Annotated in this window: 16 protein-coding genes and 2 pseudogenes; 6 read left to right on the top strand and 12 right to left on the bottom strand. The window is 71.5% G+C overall.

Going from position 1 to position 16758, the window contains the following annotated elements; translation table 11 throughout:
* Positions 1–4 precede the first annotated feature (4 nt).
* Together ACFYWI_RS14695 and ACFYWI_RS14700 are read left to right on the top strand one after the other, a co-directional pair.
* On the top strand, positions 5–787 hold the full coding sequence (locus ACFYWI_RS14695; protein ID WP_389230779.1) for a creatininase family protein: 783 nt from the start codon (positions 5–7) through the stop codon (positions 785–787).
* A 218-nt stretch (positions 788–1005) separates the two neighbouring features.
* A pseudogene (locus ACFYWI_RS14700) lies at positions 1006–1455 on the top strand (RibD family protein); the annotation flags it as partial.
* Positions 1456–1620: 165 nt separating this feature from the next.
* Here the strand turns inward: ACFYWI_RS14700 and ACFYWI_RS14705 are convergent.
* The 5 genes and pseudogenes from ACFYWI_RS14705 to ACFYWI_RS14725 all read right to left on the bottom strand — a co-directional run.
* A pseudogene (locus tag ACFYWI_RS14705) lies at positions 1621–2523 on the bottom strand (lysylphosphatidylglycerol synthase transmembrane domain-containing protein); the annotation flags it as partial.
* A 29-nt stretch (positions 2524–2552) separates the two neighbouring features.
* Positions 2553–3473, bottom strand: a complete 921-nt coding sequence (locus ACFYWI_RS14710; RefSeq protein WP_389230781.1) for a class I SAM-dependent methyltransferase — start codon at positions 3471–3473, stop codon at positions 2553–2555.
* Positions 3470–4558: a glycosyltransferase family 4 protein gene (locus ACFYWI_RS14715; RefSeq protein WP_389230978.1), complete on the bottom strand. Its 1089-nt coding sequence runs from the start codon at positions 4556–4558 to the stop codon at positions 3470–3472. The genes ACFYWI_RS14710 and ACFYWI_RS14715 overlap by 4 nt, the downstream gene beginning before the upstream one ends.
* Before the next feature lie 47 nt (positions 4559–4605).
* A complete protein-coding gene (locus ACFYWI_RS14720; RefSeq protein WP_389230784.1) occupies positions 4606–5004 on the bottom strand; it encodes a 6-pyruvoyl tetrahydropterin synthase family protein in 399 nt (132 codons plus the stop codon).
* Positions 5005–5082: 78 nt separating this feature from the next.
* Positions 5083–6105 carry a zinc-binding alcohol dehydrogenase gene (locus ACFYWI_RS14725; RefSeq protein ID WP_389230787.1) on the bottom strand — a complete coding sequence of 341 codons (1023 nt, stop codon included), beginning with the start codon at positions 6103–6105 and terminating at the stop codon, positions 5083–5085.
* A gap of 112 nt (positions 6106–6217) precedes the next feature.
* Between ACFYWI_RS14725 and ACFYWI_RS14730 the strand changes: the two genes are divergently transcribed.
* Positions 6218–6976, top strand: a complete 759-nt coding sequence (locus tag ACFYWI_RS14730; protein WP_389230790.1) for a CDP-alcohol phosphatidyltransferase family protein — start codon at positions 6218–6220, stop codon at positions 6974–6976.
* Positions 6977–7282: 306 nt separating this feature from the next.
* On the opposite strand, the gene ACFYWI_RS14735 is transcribed toward ACFYWI_RS14730, so the two are convergent.
* Positions 7283–9175: a sulfatase gene (locus ACFYWI_RS14735; protein ID WP_389230793.1), complete on the bottom strand. Its 1893-nt coding sequence runs from the start codon at positions 9173–9175 to the stop codon at positions 7283–7285.
* A 165-nt stretch (positions 9176–9340) separates the two neighbouring features.
* On the opposite strand from ACFYWI_RS14735, the gene ACFYWI_RS14740 reads away from it, so the two are divergent.
* Both ACFYWI_RS14740 and ACFYWI_RS14745 read left to right on the top strand, forming a co-directional pair.
* Entirely contained in the window at positions 9341–9898 is a 558-nt protein-coding gene (locus ACFYWI_RS14740) for a hypothetical protein (RefSeq protein WP_389230796.1), read from the top strand.
* A gap of 150 nt (positions 9899–10048) precedes the next feature.
* Positions 10049–10471, top strand: a complete 423-nt coding sequence (locus tag ACFYWI_RS14745) for a hypothetical protein (RefSeq protein ID WP_389230799.1) — start codon at positions 10049–10051, stop codon at positions 10469–10471.
* A 940-nt stretch (positions 10472–11411) separates the two neighbouring features.
* Here ACFYWI_RS14745 and ACFYWI_RS14750 read toward each other — a convergent pair.
* Entirely contained in the window at positions 11412–11684 is a 273-nt protein-coding gene (locus tag ACFYWI_RS14750; RefSeq protein WP_389230802.1) for a hypothetical protein, read from the bottom strand.
* Positions 11685–11858: 174 nt separating this feature from the next.
* A complete protein-coding gene (locus ACFYWI_RS14755; RefSeq protein ID WP_389230805.1) occupies positions 11859–12440 on the bottom strand; it encodes a DUF5994 family protein in 582 nt (193 codons plus the stop codon).
* 263 nt (positions 12441–12703) lie between these two features.
* Here ACFYWI_RS14755 and ACFYWI_RS14760 point away from each other — a divergent pair, with 263 nt between their 5' ends.
* A complete protein-coding gene (locus ACFYWI_RS14760) occupies positions 12704–13186 on the top strand; it encodes a DUF5994 family protein (protein ID WP_389230808.1) in 483 nt (160 codons plus the stop codon).
* 431 nt (positions 13187–13617) lie between these two features.
* Here ACFYWI_RS14760 and ACFYWI_RS14765 read toward each other — a convergent pair whose 3' ends face one another.
* The 4 genes from ACFYWI_RS14765 to ACFYWI_RS14780 are packed head-to-tail and all read right to left on the bottom strand — an operon-like array spanning position 13618 to position 16748.
* Positions 13618–14109, bottom strand: a complete 492-nt coding sequence (locus ACFYWI_RS14765; protein ID WP_389230811.1) for a hypothetical protein — start codon at positions 14107–14109, stop codon at positions 13618–13620.
* 2 nt (positions 14110–14111) lie between these two features.
* Complete coding sequence (locus ACFYWI_RS14770) at positions 14112–15623, bottom strand: hypothetical protein (RefSeq protein WP_389230814.1); 1512 nt, start codon at positions 15621–15623, stop codon at positions 14112–14114.
* Positions 15620–16495 carry an ABC transporter ATP-binding protein gene (locus tag ACFYWI_RS14775; protein WP_389230817.1) on the bottom strand — a complete coding sequence of 292 codons (876 nt, stop codon included), beginning with the start codon at positions 16493–16495 and terminating at the stop codon, positions 15620–15622. The genes ACFYWI_RS14770 and ACFYWI_RS14775 overlap by 4 nt, the downstream gene beginning before the upstream one ends.
* Positions 16476–16748 (bottom strand): hypothetical protein, encoded by a 273-nt coding sequence (locus tag ACFYWI_RS14780; RefSeq protein ID WP_389230820.1) that lies wholly within the window; start codon positions 16746–16748, stop codon positions 16476–16478. Before ACFYWI_RS14780 ends, ACFYWI_RS14775 begins: the two co-directional genes overlap by 20 nt.
* Positions 16749–16758: the final 10 nt, after the last annotated feature.

Here is a 16758-nt window from a genome sequence, read left to right on the forward strand (position 1 = left end):
AAACATGAGTGGCCCGTACGTGCGGCTGCCGGCATTGGGCCTGTTGCCGTTGGAAACGACGACGGAGGACGTGGGGGCCGAACGGGCCGAAGTCGCTGTCCTTCCCATCGGCAGCTTCGAGCAACATGGCCCGTACCTCCCCCTGATGACGGACACGGTCATAGCCTGCGCCATCGCAAGGGAGGTCGCCGCCGCCTTTCCGGTCCACTGTCTGCCTCCCGTGACGATCTCCTGCTCGCACGAACACGCCGCCTGGCCGGGAACCGTCAGCATTTCTGCCGCGACTCTCTACGCCGTCGTGCGGGACATCGCCGATTCGCTCCGCCGCTCCGGTATCGACAACCTGGTTCTGATCAACGGTCACGGTGGAAACTACGTTCTGCGCAACGTGGTTCAGGAGTCCGCCGGCAGCGGAACTCGCATGGCGCTTTTCCCCGGTCCGGCCGACTGGAGTGCGGCACGGGACAGAGCCGGTGTGCAGACGCCCTCCTACAGCGATATGCACGCGGGTGAGGTGGAGACATCCATTCTTCTGCATGACCATCCTGAACTCGTCCGCCCCGGTTATGAGACATCCGATTTCCTCGCCGACGACCGGGAGTATTTGCTCACTCTCGGGCTGCGGGCCTACACGGAATCCGGCGTGGTCGGATGCCCGTCGATGGCTTCGGCCCAGAAGGGTAAGGATTTGCTGGCCGGTCTCGTCGATTCCTTCGCCGAATACTTCTCGCTGCTGAGCCCGGCGAAGTCCCCGGCCTCGGCCGACGCCCGACGGGGGACGGAGTGAGCGGCCGCACCACCGGGCAGGGTCCCGGCACGCTCGACGCGTCGGAGGCCTGGGAGCGGTTGCGCGCCGTCCGGTCCGCAGCGGATGCCGAGGCCGCCGGGCTGCTCCCGGGCGCCGACGGCCGACGCCGGTGGAGGGACGCCTCGCCCGAGGCACAGATCCTCGCCGACCGCTATCTGTCGCTGTGCCTGGCCGGTCCCCGCTTCACGTTCGCGCAGATGGGGCAGAGCCTGGACGGTTTCATCGCGAGCCGTACGGGCGACGCCGACTACGTCACCGGCGAGGAGGACCGCGAGCATCTGCACCGCCTGCGCGCTCTCGCCGACGCAGTGGTCGTCGGGGCCGGCACCGCCGTCGCGGACGATCCCCAACTGACGGTCCGCGCCTGTGCCGGAGCCCATCCGGTGCGCGTCGTTCTCGACCCGCACGGCCGGGTGCCGCTGGAGCGCCGGGTGTTCACCGACGGGGCAGCGCCCACCCTGTGGGTGGTGGCCGCCGGCAGCGAGCGCGGGCAGGCCGCCGCCGACAGGGACGGCGTCGACGTACTGACCCTGCCCGACAGCGCTGCGTTCGCCCCGCACCGCTTGGTGGGGGAGCTCGCACGACGGGGACTTGGCCGTGTGCTGGTCGAGGGCGGCGGCGTCACCGTGTCGCGCTTCCTCCACGAGGGTGCGCTGCGCCGGCTCTATGTCACGGTGGCGCCGGTCCTGCTCGGTGACGGCGTCCCGGGGATCGGCTTCCCCGGTCCGGAGCTGATGCGGGACGCGCTCCGTCCGCCGACGAGGCGCGCTTTCCTCGGCGAGGACACTCTCTTCGAACTCGACCTGCGGACTGCGCATTCCGGCGAGCCACTGGGCGGCGAGCACGCCGATACCGGGCAGGCTGGCGGCGAAGGCGAGCAGTCCGTACACCACGGCAACGGTCAGGCCCTGAGCAGCGCCCAGGCCCGCGGCTGAGAAGGCCCAGGCGGTGGCCCCTTCCCTGGGCCCCCAGCCGCCGACGTTCAGCGGCAGCGCCATGGCGAGCAGGGCCAGCACCATCAGGGGCAGCAACTCGGCCGCCGGGGCCGTGGACCCGGCGGCTCGGGCGGCGAGCAGGAACGTGCCGAGATGGCCCGCCAGCACCGCGACGGACGAGATCAGCACCCCCGGCCAGCTCGCGCGGGCGAACAGCCCGAGGCGCGCTTCGGCCAGCGTGGCGCGGACCGCGCGGCGCCATCGCGAGGTGCCCGGTTTTCCGCGGAGCAGGACGGCGCCCACGAGCACCACCCCGCCCACCACGGCGAGTACGGCCACGGTTCCCGGTGCCGCCACGAGGTGACCGACCTGGGCCAGGGCCTGGGAGGGCTGTGCGATCAGGAGCGTCACGCCGACCGCGACAAGGACCACTTGGCCCGCGACGCGTTCGAGGACGACCGCGCGGATGCCCCGGCCGACGTCACCGGCGCTCTGTCCGTGCCGTACCGCGCGGTGCACGTCGCCGAGCACGCCGCCGGGCAGTGCCGCGTTCAGGAACAGGGAGCGGTAGTAGTCGGCGACGGCCCGGCCGAGCGGCAGCCGGATGCTCAGACCCCGGGCCACCAGGCACCAGCGCCACGCGCTGAACACAGTGGTGAACAGGCCGAGGCCGAGTGCGGCGAGCAGGGTCGGGCCGTCGATCCCGCGCAGACCGTCGAGGAAGGCACCGGTGCCCTGCCACCACACCATCGCCACGAGGATGGCCGCCCCGGCGAGCATGCCGAGGCGGCCCCGTACCGCCCGCGGGATCACGATGGGCCACCCGAACGCCTGGGCAGGGCCAGCACATCGCGGTGGTGCACCACCACGCGCAACTGACCTGCCTCGCATGCTTGCAGGCGGCGCCGCAGATACGTATCGGCACGCGCCGCGAGGTCCGGCCGCTGGTCCCGGGCGGCGCCGACCCAGCCCCGCAGCCACTCCGCCATCAGCGCGGAATCGTCGGTCTCCGGGTCCGGACGGTGCGGTCCGGCGGAGGTCCGGGCGGCGGGACCGAGCCGCCACGGGCTGGCGTGCACCTCGACGGTCATGCCATGGCGGGCGAAGACCTCGGAGGCCGTCATGACGGCATCGGGTCCGAGGAGCCGGCGGCCGTGATCGACACGGCGCTGGTGGGCGTTGAAGGCATCGGTGATCGCGGTGTCCAGCGGGTCGGCCGGGGAGAGGTCGACCCGCCCCACCACGGAGAGCGCCAGCAGTGCCGGGCAGCCGGCGCCTTCACACGCCGCCGCGAGAGCGTCCAGCTCGTCGCGGGTGAGCACGTCCAGCAGAGCGGAGGCCGTGACCAGCGAGGTGCCACGCAGGCCGTCCACGGTCAGGCGGGCGATGTCACCGCGTTCCGTCGTGACCGTGACGGGGCTGCCGTCGGCGGACGTACGCGGCATCTGCTCGGCGGCAAGCGTGAGCAGATCGGGGTCGTGGTCGTGCAGGATCCAGTGCTGGGGACCGTTCAGCCGGGGGGCGAGCCAGCGGCCCATCGAGCCGGTGCCGCAGCCGAGGTCGCGGATCACCAACTTCGTGTCCCGTGGCGGTGGATCCACCGCGTTCGCCGTGTCGGCCAGGTGCTGCCGCAGCGGCTCGAGGAGTCCGGGCGTACGGGCGGCGGCATCGGCGCCCTCCCGAAGGGCCAGCCACTCCGGGGCGTAGCGCACTGCGTCGGTGTCACTCATATGGTCCTCCGGGGTTCCTGCCGGAGCTGCTCCAGCGCTTTGGCCAGGCTCCGCGAGGTCGTCTCCCAGCCGGCCAGCGCGGTGCGCCGCCGTCGCGCGGCCGCCTTCGCACGATGGCGTTCGCCGGGGTCGCGGAGCCACTGGCGCAACGCCGCGGTGAGAGCTGCCGGGTCCTTCGGCGGTACGAGGACGCCCGGCACGCTGCCGTCGGGCGCGTGCCCGACCGCCTCCGGGAGTCCGCCGACGGCCGTCGCGAGTACGGGAACGCCGCGCGCGAGGGCCTCGGTCACGGCCATGCCGTACGTCTCGGCGTGAGAGGTGAGCACCAGGAGATCGGCGGCGGCGTAGCTCGCGTTCAACCCGGGGCCGGTCCGGGGGCCGGCGAGGTGGACCCTGTCGCCGAGGCCCAGCTCCCCGATCAGCTCCCTGAGCCGGGTCACGTAAGCGGGATCCTGGCCCAGTCCGCCGACGAGCGAGCAGTTCCACGGCAGGTCGGCGACGCCTGCGAGGGCCTTCACCAGATCGTGCTGCCCTTTGCGCGGGGTCACCGCGGCGACGCACAGCAGGTGCGGGGCGCTGCCGGTGGCCGTGCCCGTCACTGTGCCCGTCGCGAGGGGCGCGATGTCGGCTCCGGGAGCGGCGGCATGGACCCGGCCGGGTTCGAGCCCATGGTGGTCCACGAGCCTGTCGGCCGCCCAGTCGCTGGTTGCCACGACCGCGGCCACGGCCCGCAGTGTCCTGCGCTCCTCGGCGTCCAGAGCCGCTGCCGCGTCCGGGGCGAGTCCGCTCTCGTCGCCCAGCGGCAGGTGCACCAGCACCGCCAGGCGCAGTCGTTCGGCCTCGGGGACGATGATGTCGGGCACGGCGCAGGCGACGAGTCCGTCGAGCAGGACCAGGGTGCCGTCCGCCGACTCCCGGAGAATCCGGGCCAGTTCCGCGCGTGCGGCGGCGCGGGGCTGTGGCCAGTCGCCCGCGACGGCGTGCTCGTGGACCTCCCAGCCGAGCCGGGGCAGGTCCCGGCAGATCCTGCGGTCGTAGGTGTTGCCCCCACTCGGCGCGGCCGGGTCGTCGACCCCGCCGGGCATCACGATCCGAACCGAGCGCTCGGGTACGGCGGTGGCGGCTGCGTGGTTCACAGAGCCCGCTCGTAGCTCGCCCACGCGATGTGCGACTCGTGCAGGGTGACCGTGATCCCGGCCAGGCCGCGGGCGCCCTCGCCCAGCGCCCCGGCGTGCACCCGGTCGGCCAGACGGTCGGCGATCACCTTGGCCAGGAACTCCGTCGAGGTGTTGATGCCGGCGAACTCGGATTCGTCGTCGAGGTTGCGGTAGTTGAACTCACCTACCACGACGCCCAGTTCCTTGGTGGCCAGGCCGATGTCGACGACGATGTTGTCGGCGTCGAGTTCGGGACGGCGAAAGGTGGCATCCACAAGGAACGTCGCTCCGTGCAGACGCTGTGCGGGTCCGAAGACCTCCCCGCGGAAGCTGTGAGCGATCATGAGGTGCTCGCGGACGGTGACGCTGAACAACGGCTGTGACCTCCCGGTCCGATGCAGTCGGCCGCTGGCGGCCCCTGCCCTTCAGTACGGCCGGAGCGTACTGCGCGTTCAAAGGCCCAGGTCGCTCGCAGGTCGGGCGGAGTCGTCGGCGGCGGTCGCGTCGTACACCACGCGATGACACAACCCGGGCAGATCGCCGGCGGTGATCCTGGCCAGCACCGACGGCAGCTCCTCGAAGGCGCATTCGCCGGTGACCAGCGCGTCGAAGGCGGGGTCGGCGAGCAGTTCGAGCGAGAGCGCGAGCCGGTCGGCGTAGGTCCGGCTGGAGCGCCGGGCGGGGGACACTCTTCCCACCTGGCTGCCGCGCAGGACGAGACGACCGGAGTGGAAGGCCTCCCCCAACGGCAGGCTGATCCGCCGGTCGCCGTACCAGCTCAGTTCCAGGACCGTCCCCTCCGGGCCGAGGAGTTCCAGTGAGCGCGCGAGCCCGGCCTCGGTGGCGCTCGCGTGGACGGCGAGGTCGCAGTCGCCCAAGGCGTCCTCGGGGAGCGCGAAGTCCATGCCCAGCGCCTTCGCGACGGCGGCGCGGGCGGGGTCGGCATCGACCAGTTGGACGCGGACGCCGGGGTACCGGGCGAGAAGCCGGGCCACGGAGCAGCCGATCATGCCCGCGCCGACAACGGCGATCCGGTCGCCGATCAGCGGCGCGGCGTCCCACAGGGCGTTCACCGCGGTCTCCACGGCCCCGGCCAGCACGGCCCGCCCGGCGGGGACGGTGTCCGGCACCGGGGTGACGGCACTCGCCGGAACGACGTACCGGCTCTGGTGCGGGTAGAGGCAGAAGACCGTGCGGCCGACGAGGTGCCCCGGCCCGTCCTCGACGACACCGACGTTGAGGTAGCCGTACTTGACGGGGCCGGGGAACTCGCCGTCCTGGAACGGCGCCCGCATCGCGCTGTGCTGGCTCTCCGGGACCCCGCCGCGGAAGACGAGGCTCTCCGTGCCACGGCTCACACCGGAAAACAGCGTGCGCACCACGACGTCGTCGCCGGCCGGCTCCGGCAGGGGAACCTCCCGGATCTCGCCGTGGCCGGGGGAACGGAGCCAGAAGGCGTGTGCGACGCGCCCCATCGGCGACCTCCTGCTGAACGCTCGGGTGACGGTTCACGTTCTGATAATCACGAGGGCGCACACGGTACGCGGCCCTCATCGAATCTGTCACACGGCCGGAGGAAGGTGCGCGGTGGCCCTGAGCGGCACATACGACACAAGGCTGTTGCGCCCGGAGACGGCCGCGGGGGCGGGCGCGCAGGCACTCCTGCTGGCCCTGCTCGGCACCGTGACCGGACTGGGGCCACCCGGATGGCTTACCGGCCTGGCGTTCACTTTCGCCACCTGGGCTGTGCTCACCCGTGCCCTGCGCCGGACGTGGCCCCGGCCCTTCGGCCCGGCCAACGGGGTCACCCTGGCCCGGGCGACGCTCGTCGGGGGGGTGACCGCGCTGGTCGCGGACTCCTTCGTGAGCCGGCCGCCGGTAGCGGTCCTGGTCGCCCTCACCGCGGTGGCGCTGGTCCTCGACGCGGTCGACGGCCAAGTGGCCCGGCGCACGGGGACGGAGTCGTCCTTGGGGGCGCGCTTCGACATGGAGGTCGACGCCTTCCTCATTCTGGTGCTCAGCGTCTACGTCGCCATGTCGCTGGGCGCATGGGTGCTGTTGATCGGCGGAATGCGCTATGTCTTCGTCGCCGCGGCCCGGGTACTGCCGTGGCTGAACGGGCCGCTTCCTCCGAGCATGGCCCGCAAGACGGTGGCCGCGTTGCAGGGGATCGTCCTTCTCGTGGTCGGCGCCGGGATCCTGCCGCGGCTGCCCGCATATGCGGCCGCCCTCCTGGCCCTGGCTCTGCTCGTCTGGTCCTTCGCGCGCGACATCCGGTGGCTGTGGCGCGTCAGGGTCCGTGAAAGCGCCGCGGTGGTCCGGGGCACGGTGCACGAATGCGTGTGACCCGCCCGTGCAGCGGGGCGGGAGGCGAGACGTGTCCCGGGGCGAGGAACGCCCCGGGACGTCGCTTTGTCCGCAGCTGACGGTGTGTCCCGTACCGAACGGACGTGCTGGATCGGCCCGCGGGTCCCGGCCCGTGACGGACAAGGCGGATACGCCGACGAGCTCGACCGCCGTCCATCACGCCTCAACTTCCGCGACGCACCCCGATGCGAGGACGGCACGTCGTGCGACCTCGTACACGCCGATGTGCACGGCGGAACCCGCCGTGCACATCGGCTCGTTCCTGCGCTCCTGGGGCCCGGACGGTCAGCGGGTCCGTGAAGACGTGGCGGGGCCGGGCCGCGGGCCGTAGGCAGTCAGGAAGCGGTCGCGGAAGGAGTCCATCTTCCAGACCGGAGCCGTCGGGCCGGGCTTCAGGCCGTCCTGCCAGCCCCAGCCGGAGATCCGGTCCATCACGGCCTGGTCGTGGGCGACGATCGCGATCGGCACGTCCCGGCCGAAGTTGCCTTCGGTGACGGTCGGTACGGGCTGATGGTCGCCGAGGAAGACGAGAACGGTGTCGTCGTCGCCGTACTTCTCGACGTAGGTGATGAGGCTGTTCAGCGAGTACTCGATGGCGCGCCGGTACTCGTTGCGCACCTGGTCGGGGTCCTTCCACACTTCCTTGGGGTCCTTGCCCGCCTCCTTGATGGCGTCGTAGACCGAGCCGTCACCGACCTCGTCCCAGCCGATCATGTGGGGTATCGGCGCCCAGGGATTGTGGCTGGAGGCCAGAATGATCTCCGCCATCAGGGGCTTGTGGTCCCGCTTGCCGTGCTCCAGACGCTCGAAGGCCGACAGGCTGTACTGGTCGGGTACGGGCGTCCAGCTGAACTTCGGTCCCTTGTACCCGAGGTCCCGGGAGTCGTAGACGTGGTCGAGGCCGTAGAACTTCCCCTCGGGCCAGGAACGGGTGACGCCCGGCATGATGCCCACCGTCCGCCAGGCGTCCGTGTGCTGGAAGGCGCCGGTGAGGGTCAGCCGGTCGCTCGAGGTGAGGGTGCGGTAGCGCTGCTGGTTCTTGATCCACAGACCGGACAGGAACGTGGAGTGGGCCAGCCAGCTGCCGGCGCCCGTCGTGGGGGAGGTCAGGTAGGCGCTGCGGGAGGAGAACCCGGCCGCGTGCAGACGGCTGGTCCCGTTCGCGAGCACTTCACCGACCTGCGGCGCCATGTCCGGGTCCTGGATCGCGCTGCGGCCGTAGCTCTCGATGAAGGCGAAGATGACGTTCTTGCCGCGCAGCCCGGTCAGCAACTGGTCGGGCGGGGTACCGCGGAAGGCGTCGACCTTGGCCGCGTCGGCGAACGTCTGCTTGTCCTTCAGGCCCGCCTGCACCTGCTCCGCACGGGCCTGAACCAGTCCGGCCGTGTTCCTGGCAGCGACCGGCAGGCCGGCTATCTGCGCGCCGAGCGCTGTACAGGTGACCCATACGGTCCCGAGGACCAGAGCGGTGCGGGTGGCCGTGGCACTGTGCCGGCCCAGGACGCGGCTCAGCCGGACGACCGCAAGCGCCATGAGGAGGAGCAGGGCGAGGACGAGGACCACGAGCCCGATCACGGCACCGATCGCACCGGCCGGACCGACGGAATCCCTCAGGAACGCCTCGGCGTCGTCGAGCAGGATCCAGTCGAGCACCAGGTCGAACGGCCGGTCGAGCACCGAGTAGAAGCCCATGTCGAGGCACTTCAGGATGGTCAGCAGGCCCAGGACCACTCCGGCGACCGCGGCCACCACCCGCCGCGCCTTCGGCCGCAGGGCGAGCAGCACGGCGGCGCCGAAGATCCCCTCCACCGGGATGCGCACGAACGCGCCGGGCGTGAGGCGGGCGACCTCGTTCGGCAGGAGAAGGGCGGAGAACACCAGCACGGCGGCCAGGGCAGTGGTCACCCGCGCCACGACCCGCGCCCTGCCCGGGTGCCTGTCCCGCCAGCCGCCGGCGTCGGGCTCGCCCGGATCGTCACCGGCGCCGTCCTCACCGCGGTCGGCGGCGCCACTTGCGGCGGCGTCCTCACCGCGGTCGGCGCCGTCACTTGCGGGGGCATCCTCGGCCCCGTCGATGTCGTCCGGCGTGGGCAGCGAAGGGCCGGCCGGCGTCGTGCCCTCCTCCGTGTTTGCGTTGTCCGTATACGGCAGTGAGCGAGAGCGTGTCCAGCGCGACACCCGAAGGTCCTTCCGTACGAAGCCCGGTGAGGCACGGCGGACCAGGCTCGGGACGTCGGGCCGCCGTTACCTGTACGGTCTGCCGGCGGCTTCGGTTCAAAGCACCGGGCCCCATCGGCGGGATAACCGTTTCCGTCGCGCTTTTCATGGTGCGAGACTGCCCGCGTGCCACGACCGGAACTCTCTGAGCTCGATCACCTGCGGGAGGTCGAGCGGCTCGCCAAGGCGGTGACCAATGCGGCGTTCGCCGAAGGCTGGTTGTCGTACGAGCCGGACGCCGAAGCGGCCACACCGCTCCAGCGGGCCGTGAACGCGCTCGCCCGCGAGCTTCGCCACCACCACTTCCCGGGCGACGGCTGCCTGGACGAGGAGGAGGACCGGCCTTCGGCCGGGCTGGCGGGAGTCCTCGTTCTTCGGCCCTCGGTGATGCCGGCGGGCATGGGCGAGACGTACCAACAGGCGTGCGCCCGGCTCGGTGTGGAGCCACGGCAGGAGGGCTGGGCCCTGTGGAACACCTGGGGCGACGGTGGGACACGGGTCACGATGGTCGTCTCGGCCGTCGACACGACAGAGGGACTGCTGGCGAACTGGGCCCGCAACAGGCCGGTGTATCCCGTGACCCCGCTGCCGTCCCAGATCGCCCAGATCCACCAGGGCTGGGCAGGTCCCATGACGTTCTCGCCGCTCGGAGCGCAGAAGCTGGGTCTCACCGGCCTGCCCTGACGGCCTGAACGGCTCTGCCGGCTCCGCACACCGGCCCCGGACCACCGCGACCCCGGGCACGCAGGGCCGACTCCTTGCGGCACGGCTCATGTGACCGTACCCACGTCAGGCAGGGTCCCCGGTGAGCAAGGACGACGGAACAATCAGCCGATGCACAGAACGACCAGGCACACCTGCGTGGGCGATGTCGGCTCGCCCGTCGGCGGTGTCGGCGTCGTCGCCGAGGGACGCGCAGTCGATGTGCCTGCGCCGGGGCGTTCGGTGGCAGCGGGCACGGTCGTCTCAGGGGCCGGGGTGTCGGCAACGTGCCTCCCCTTGGCCGACCCCGGTGCGGTGCGCGGCGCCGCGCTCTCGGCGGGTCGGGTCGTGGCGGCGGACTTCGGCTGCGGGCTCGCCGTCGCAGGGGGAGGCACGGCGACGGCGGTGCTCTGCTGCCGACCGGCTGTCGTGGGTGGGCGAGTGGTGGGATGCCGCGGCCCCCGGGTGTCCGGCTGCTCCGATGACGAGCCGGTGGGCGCCGTCCGGGGCGCGGCTGTGGTCACCGGCTCCGGCGGTGACGCTACATGGGCGTGATCGGTGGAAGACCTGGTGGTCGGCAGCGCGGCGATGGTCAGGCCGCCGCCCACCAGGGCCACGGCCGTAGCGGCCACGGCCCGGCGACGGTTCTTCTTCCACCGTGCCAGCTGCCGACGCCGAGCGGCCCGGCCCTGCCCTGTGGAGGCGGTGCCTGTGAGGCCGCTGGACGAACCAGTGCCCGATGCGTCCGCCGCGTCGTCTTCGAACGCGTCGCCACCGGTCGGTGCGGCATCGGAGTAATGAGTACCCGAGGAGGACCCAGGAGCAGGGACATCCTCCGCGCGCCCTGCCTGCCGCGTCGTTGCGGTGGAGTCGATCGCGTGGGGGAGGCGATGTGCAGGCGGGGCGATGTCCGGAGCGTATGCGCCGCACCCCGGACACACGAGTGCCCCGTTGAGCGTCCGGCGGCACGAGGAGCAGTAGTCCATCTGCGATCTTTCTGTGCTGACTGCGCCGCCAGGGACGCCGGCGACTTTTCACGTTCGCACGCGGGATCGAGCGGCCAGTAACGCTAACGGCACCCCCCGGAGGTGGTGCGCAGCCCTTGTGACGCTGCTGCAAAGATTTGCCGACGGTGGTTTTCGTGCTCCCGGACATGACTTGCATCCCGGTACCCAGTACAGGTTCGCCGTCGAAGACGTCCCCGCCCGGGCGGGATGACGGGAGTGAGTGAGATGGCCGATCCGGATTGGGCGCCGGTCTGCTTGCGACATCCGGGGCGCGCGAGCCGGCCCCCGCCGCTCGTGCGCTGCTCTGCCGTGGCGCCGACAGTGACGCAACGGCCCCGGTGTATACACACCGGGGCCGCCCTTCCGGGTCGTTGCACGTGAGAGTGCACCGGCCCACTCACCATGCTATGCCCGAGACGCCATTTCCGACATAGGGTGTCTTTGGGTCATGCGGCCTTCCGGTGCCCGCACCCAGCCCGTTTGCCGTGTCACTCGCGTTCCTCCTCTTCGGCCTCCATGAGCCGGATTCCCTGATGCGTCAGTGTGACCATCGCGGGTGTATTTCCTTGTGCCCAGTCGACGGTGATGAGCCCCTCGCCCACCAGATATGCGCAGGCGGCGGCCAGATCCTGCTCGGGGAGGTGGAGGTCGTCGTGCAGCTTCGCCCCGGTGACACCAAGGAGGCGATTGCCTTCCGTGGTCTCGTACAGAGCCTTCATGATCGCTTCGCGGTAGTTCTTCCGCTCGCGCAGTGTTGCCATGATTGCCGCCCACTTGTGCCGGGCACCGATGAGGAGTCCAGGGTCCGGGGCGGCGGTGCCTGTCGCCCCGGTTGAGGGGCATCGCTTCGGACTTCTTCCGTCTGCGTGCGGTCCTCCCCGGACGAACACTGGTTCCGGTGGCTTCATGGTGACCTCACCCACCGCCGCCCCCGGTCAGGAGAAGGCGTGCGTCATCCGCATCCCTCGGACGGGGTTGAGGGGTCCCGTCGGGTTCAGGGCCCCCGCTGAGGCGGCCCCGCCGTCGGTCTCCCACTCCTCTTCCCGGCTCAGCGTCTCCCTCGCCACACGGGTGGTGTCATCGCTCGCCATCAGACCGCTGGCGGTGAGGCCTCCAGGGGTGGCCGCGGCGGACATCAGCCGGGCGGCAGCAGCGGCACCGGTCTCCGGCGGTATCACCATCAGGTCCCAGCGGCCTGTGGTGTAGGAAAGCAGGATCAGCTTGTGCGGGTCCTGCTCATCGGCGAACCAGCCCACGTGCACCGTGTGCCCCGCCACGGGCACCTTGCGCGGTATCACGGGCCAGCGGGCCGGATTCACCGTGATTCGCGTGATCCGGCCCCAGCGCGCGTCCAGCGCGTCCATCAGGGCGGGGAGTTCACGGAGAAGGTCGCGGGAGCGAGGCCACCAGGCACCGTCCAGCAGGCCTGGAGCCGACCCCGCCGGGGTCAGGGACAGGCGGGCCGGGGGCGAGGCCACGCGCTCATTGATGATCGTAGGGTCGATGGTCGCGGTCATGGCGCGGACCTGTCTCGGGTCTCGTCTTCGACATCCCGGAATTGTTGCTCACCGAGAACGACACCCGCGTGGGAGCCGGTGCGCGAAGTACTCCCGGTGCTTTCACTTTACTCCGGTCACGGTCGATGGGATGGGGGCGTGACCAGCCATTTTCCGGTCCGGGACCGATGGTGCGGCGCCCGCGCGTCGGCAGGCGGAGTACGTTGAAACGACGAGGTCAACTATTGCGGCGGACCTGCCCCTCGCAGACGGGCGAACACACCATGGCCGACTCCGAGAACCCCGACGCCCGCAAGCTCCTTCCGGACGAGATCTACCACGCTGTGAGGCCCGGAACCGCTCTGCTGAGGCTGGAGACGACACATGCCCGGGGAGGAATCCTCGACGGCGCATGGTGGCCGCGATCCCGCGAGATCGGCGCCGAGCTGCCCAGCCTGCTCGCCGCGCTGAGCGAGCACCTCGGCCCCGTGACGCGCGTCGGTCTGGATGCCAGTGCCTGGGAGGAACTGCCGACACGCCTGATCGTCGACGACCGGGTCGTGCACATCGACTCGTTCCCGGTCGGTGACGACACCGTCCTCATCACCCGAGGCGATCGGGACCATTTCTCCCTGCTGGTGGTCCCTCCGTATGCGTCGCACGACGAGGCATGCGCGGCGATGGCCAGGGCCGTCCGGGCCGACAACGTCACCCCGGCCGAGCAGATCCTTGTCGAAACCAGCACCGACACACGTCCGAGGACCTGACGCCCCGTTGCCGCACGCGCGCATCGGCGTTACTGATGCTCCGAGGCTTGTTGAAGAAGGCTCCTGGATGCGGGAACCTGTCGCTCCGGTCGGCGACCTGCCGGGCCGGATCGCTGCTGACCGTGGGTTGCGTACCGCGAATCGTGTCCAGGTAGTCGTCCGTGCTGGGGCGGGCCCGGGTTCCGGTGTCGAAGGTGCGCTCGAACTGGCCCGGAAGACGGTACGCGCGACGTGCGCGATGTCGGCGGGGTGAACCCCTCACTGGCGGACACGAGTTCAGCGCTGTCGGCCTCGGCGCCCGCTCCATTGCTCCATCAGCGGCATGTCACCATGCGGCCGTAACCGGAGTGCGCCCGCCCCCTCGGCCCCGGCCCGGCAACGAGCGGGGTGTGATGGCACCGCTGGTGGGACGGGCGGCGGCTCGGCACCCCTCAGGAAGGGGCCGGGGTCCGTCGGCCGGCCGCCCACTCCCGGGCCTGCCGCCAGATGGTGCGCCCGTCGTGGCCGGGAGGGATGAGCGTGCTCGCGGGGAAGGCCACGACGGCTCCCAGTACGGCGAGGGGCTGCCAGCCGCACGCCAGGCCCACGGCGACGAGCCCCCCGCCGGCCACACCCGAGGCCGCGGGCCCGCCCAGCGCCACCGCCAGGTTCCGCGCGGCCCCGAGGTCCTCGTGCGAGACGGCCATCGAGCCGCCCGACCACTCGGCCCGCAGTTCGCCGGCGCCGAGCAGCAGGGCCGTACGGGCGTGCCCGTACTCGTGTGTGACGACACAGAGCGGTACGGCGAGGAAGCCCGCCAGCACATCGAGCCGGAACACCCAGCCCGCCGGCCAGACGCACACCAGCATCAAACCCGTGGCGAGGGCCAGCCAGGTAAGGCCCTTGCGGCCGTGGACGACGGCGACCAGGGCCAGCCGCAGCAAAATCAATGCTCCGCCGTCCGCGCGAAGTTGCGGTCCTTGAAGCGCATCACCCGATGGGTGGCGAGCACCGCCGCGGCGGCCAGCGCCAGCCAGTAGGCCGTGGACGCGGCCGCCGTCGCCAGCGCGTCCACGGAGGAGCTGAGCCAGAACAGGGTGCCCAGGGTGGCCCCGCTGACCAGCCCGCTGCCCAGCAGCGCGACCCGCTTCTCCGAGAAGTCGGCGTTCACCGTGGTCAGTCCGTACAGCACGCTCAGTGCGCTCGCGGCCAGCGCCATGGAGAGGATCACCGCGTCCCGGCCCGCCTCGAAGGGCACCAGGCTGACGGCCCGTACGGCGATCACGGGGAGCAGTCCGGCGGCGAGCGCGCCGAAGGCGTTGTGGCGGGCCCACCGGGTGAAGCCGCGCGGGTGGATGGCGTACAACCAGGCCGTTTCGGCGAGACGGAACGGGGCGAGGCCGGTGATCAGCGAGGAGATCCCGCAGAGGGCGAGCAGGAGCAGCGATGCCGTGGCGTCCTGCAGATAGCTCAGGTGGTAGAGGACGGCGATGGCCGCGGCGGCGGCGAGCGAGACGGAGGTGGCGGAGATGTAGAGGGGGTCGCGCAGCAGTTGGCGCGCCTCGGTCTGGGCGCCGGTGCCGGGCAGCCGGATGAAGCCGAGCCGCCAGGGCGCGCCGGTCTCGGTGTTGCGGGCGGTGGTGCCGGCGAACGACAGGGCGTAGGCGCACAGCGCCCCCCAGAGCAGGCTGGCGAGCAGGACCAGCCCGGCGCCCGGCAGCGTGTCCGGGACGCCTCCGGTCACCGCGAGGGGCGGGCACAGGACGTACAGGCCGGAGGTGTGGCCCGCGAGGACCAGGCTGATTCCGGTGATGAGGAGGATGCCGCATGCCGAGGCGCTGGCCGACTTCACGCCGAGCGCGTCGTTGGACGAGCGCATGACCAGGGCCGTCAGGGCCTGGATCGCGAGCGGGGTCACGGTGGCGATCAGGCCGGCGAGCGCCGTGAACAGCAGGGCCACGGCGAGCGAGAGCCAGAAGCCGGTGCCGCCGGTGGTCTGTACGCGGGTGAGGGACAGCACGGTGACCGGGCCGACGAGGAAGCAGGCGACGGTCATCGCCATGCAGTACGGGGGCAGCAGTTCGCCGAGCGCCCGGTTCCAGCGGCCGACTCCCTTGGACACGGCGAGGACGCGCACGCCGGCCGGCTGGAGGCCGACGATGTCCAGGATCAGCGTGACGCCCCAGGCGGCGGCGGCCATGCCGGTGAGCGCCGCCCGGTTGACGTCCTTCAACTGGACGTGCTGCAGGGCGGTGAGGGTCTGCTCGTGGACGAGTGGGGCCAGCGCCTGGATCTGGAAGACGACCATGCCGAGGCCGAACACGAGCAGGGCCAGCAGGACCGCCGAGGTGATGACCGGGGAGCGGTGCAGCAGCCGGCGCATGGTGTTGCGCAGCGACCGCGCGGTGGCGCCGGCGATGGCGAGGGCGGGCCGCATCGAGGAGAGGGCGGCGGTCATGAGCGCTGCCCGAGGACGGGACCCGGCTCCGGGACGGCGCCCTGCTGGGGTGCTGAGCCGGGGTCCTCGGCCGCGCCCCGGAAGGCCATGAGCTCGGCGAAGACGTCGTCCGCGGCGTTCGAGACGTCCTCCAGTCCGCTCAGCCTCAGGACCGCCGCTTCGAGCGAGGTCGTGCCGGCCGCCTCGCTGATGGAGCCCGGGTCGCCCTGCGCGACGACGTGTCCGTCGGACAGCACGACGATGAAGTCGCACTCCCGCTCGGCCGTGTGCAGGTCGTGGATGGTCACGAGGGCGGACCGCCCCGACCGGATCCAGGTGCGCAGCGCGAGCCGCAGCAGCACGGAGCCTTCTACATCCAGGCCGGAGAAGGGCTCGTCGAGGATGAGGAGGGGAGCCTCGCTGCTGAAGGCCCCGGCGAACTGCAGCCGCCGTTTCATGCCGTGGCTGTACGAGCCCACGAGCTTGGTGAGCGCGCCGTCGATCCCGAAGATCTCGGCCAGCCGCACGGCGTCCCGCATCAGCGCCCGAGGGCGGCCCTCCAGTCCGGCGATCAGGCGGAGGTACTCGTTTCCGGTGAGCAGGTCGGGCATGGGCAGTTCGTCCGGCGCGTACGAGATCAGGCGCTTGGCCAGGTCGGTGCCCAGCTTCTCCCCGAAGACCCAGCCGGTGCCGCTGCTGGGTTCGGTGAGCCCGATGACACAGCGCAGCAGCGTCGACTTGCCGGCTCCGTTGGCGCCGACGAGCCCGCACACCGCGCCGGCGGGCAGGCTGACGGTCACGTCCCGCAGCGCGTACCGGCCGCCGTAGCGCTTGCTCACGTCGTAGACGACCAGGGGGGTTTCGCTCTGCGGGTCATCGCGCAGCACGGTCACCACCCCGCTTCCTGGACAGCGCCAGATACACCAAGGGGAAGCACGCGGCGGCCAGGGAGGCGATCACGACGGGGAAGTACACGGAGGGCTGCATGCTCAGCTGGGCATCCGTCTGGGTGTACTCGATGAGGCCGGGGATGCTGACCGAGCCGTCGCGGGACATCGCGTACATCATCGACAGCACCAGGGCGGCGAGGCTGAGGCCGGCCCCGCCCAGGAGAGCCAGAATGCCGGACTTGATGATCTTCTTCATGCGTGGTCCA

This window comes from Streptomyces sp. NPDC002889 (assembly GCF_042888425.1).
Taxonomy (GTDB): Bacteria; Actinomycetota; Actinomycetes; order Streptomycetales; family Streptomycetaceae; genus Streptomyces.

What these genes read in the sequence shown, in the direction of transcription:
- ACFYWI_RS14725 (WP_389230787.1), bottom strand. Translation starts at nt 6,105, where the DNA reads ATGGGGCGCGTCGCACACGCCTTCTGGCTCCGTTCCCCCGGCCACGGC.
- ACFYWI_RS14760 (WP_389230808.1), top strand. Translation starts at nt 12,704, where the DNA reads ATGGCCGACTCCGAGAACCCCGACGCCCGCAAGCTCCTTCCGGACGAG.
- ACFYWI_RS14780 (WP_389230820.1), bottom strand. Translation starts at nt 16,748, where the DNA reads ATGAAGAAGATCATCAAGTCCGGCATTCTGGCTCTCCTGGGCGGGGCC.
- ACFYWI_RS14695 (WP_389230779.1), top strand. Translation starts at nt 5, where the DNA reads ATGAGTGGCCCGTACGTGCGGCTGCCGGCATTGGGCCTGTTGCCGTTG.
- ACFYWI_RS14710 (WP_389230781.1), bottom strand. Translation starts at nt 3,473, where the DNA reads ATGAGTGACACCGACGCAGTGCGCTACGCCCCGGAGTGGCTGGCCCTT.
- ACFYWI_RS14745 (WP_389230799.1), top strand. Translation starts at nt 10,049, where the DNA reads ATGCACAGAACGACCAGGCACACCTGCGTGGGCGATGTCGGCTCGCCC.
- ACFYWI_RS14715 (WP_389230978.1), bottom strand. Translation starts at nt 4,558, where the DNA reads ATGCCCGGCGGGGTCGACGACCCGGCCGCGCCGAGTGGGGGCAACACC.
- ACFYWI_RS14770 (WP_389230814.1), bottom strand. Translation starts at nt 15,623, where the DNA reads ATGACCGCCGCCCTCTCCTCGATGCGGCCCGCCCTCGCCATCGCCGGC.
- ACFYWI_RS14750 (WP_389230802.1), bottom strand. Translation starts at nt 11,684, where the DNA reads ATGGCAACACTGCGCGAGCGGAAGAACTACCGCGAAGCGATCATGAAG.
- ACFYWI_RS14755 (WP_389230805.1), bottom strand. Translation starts at nt 12,440, where the DNA reads ATGACCGCGACCATCGACCCTACGATCATCAATGAGCGCGTGGCCTCG.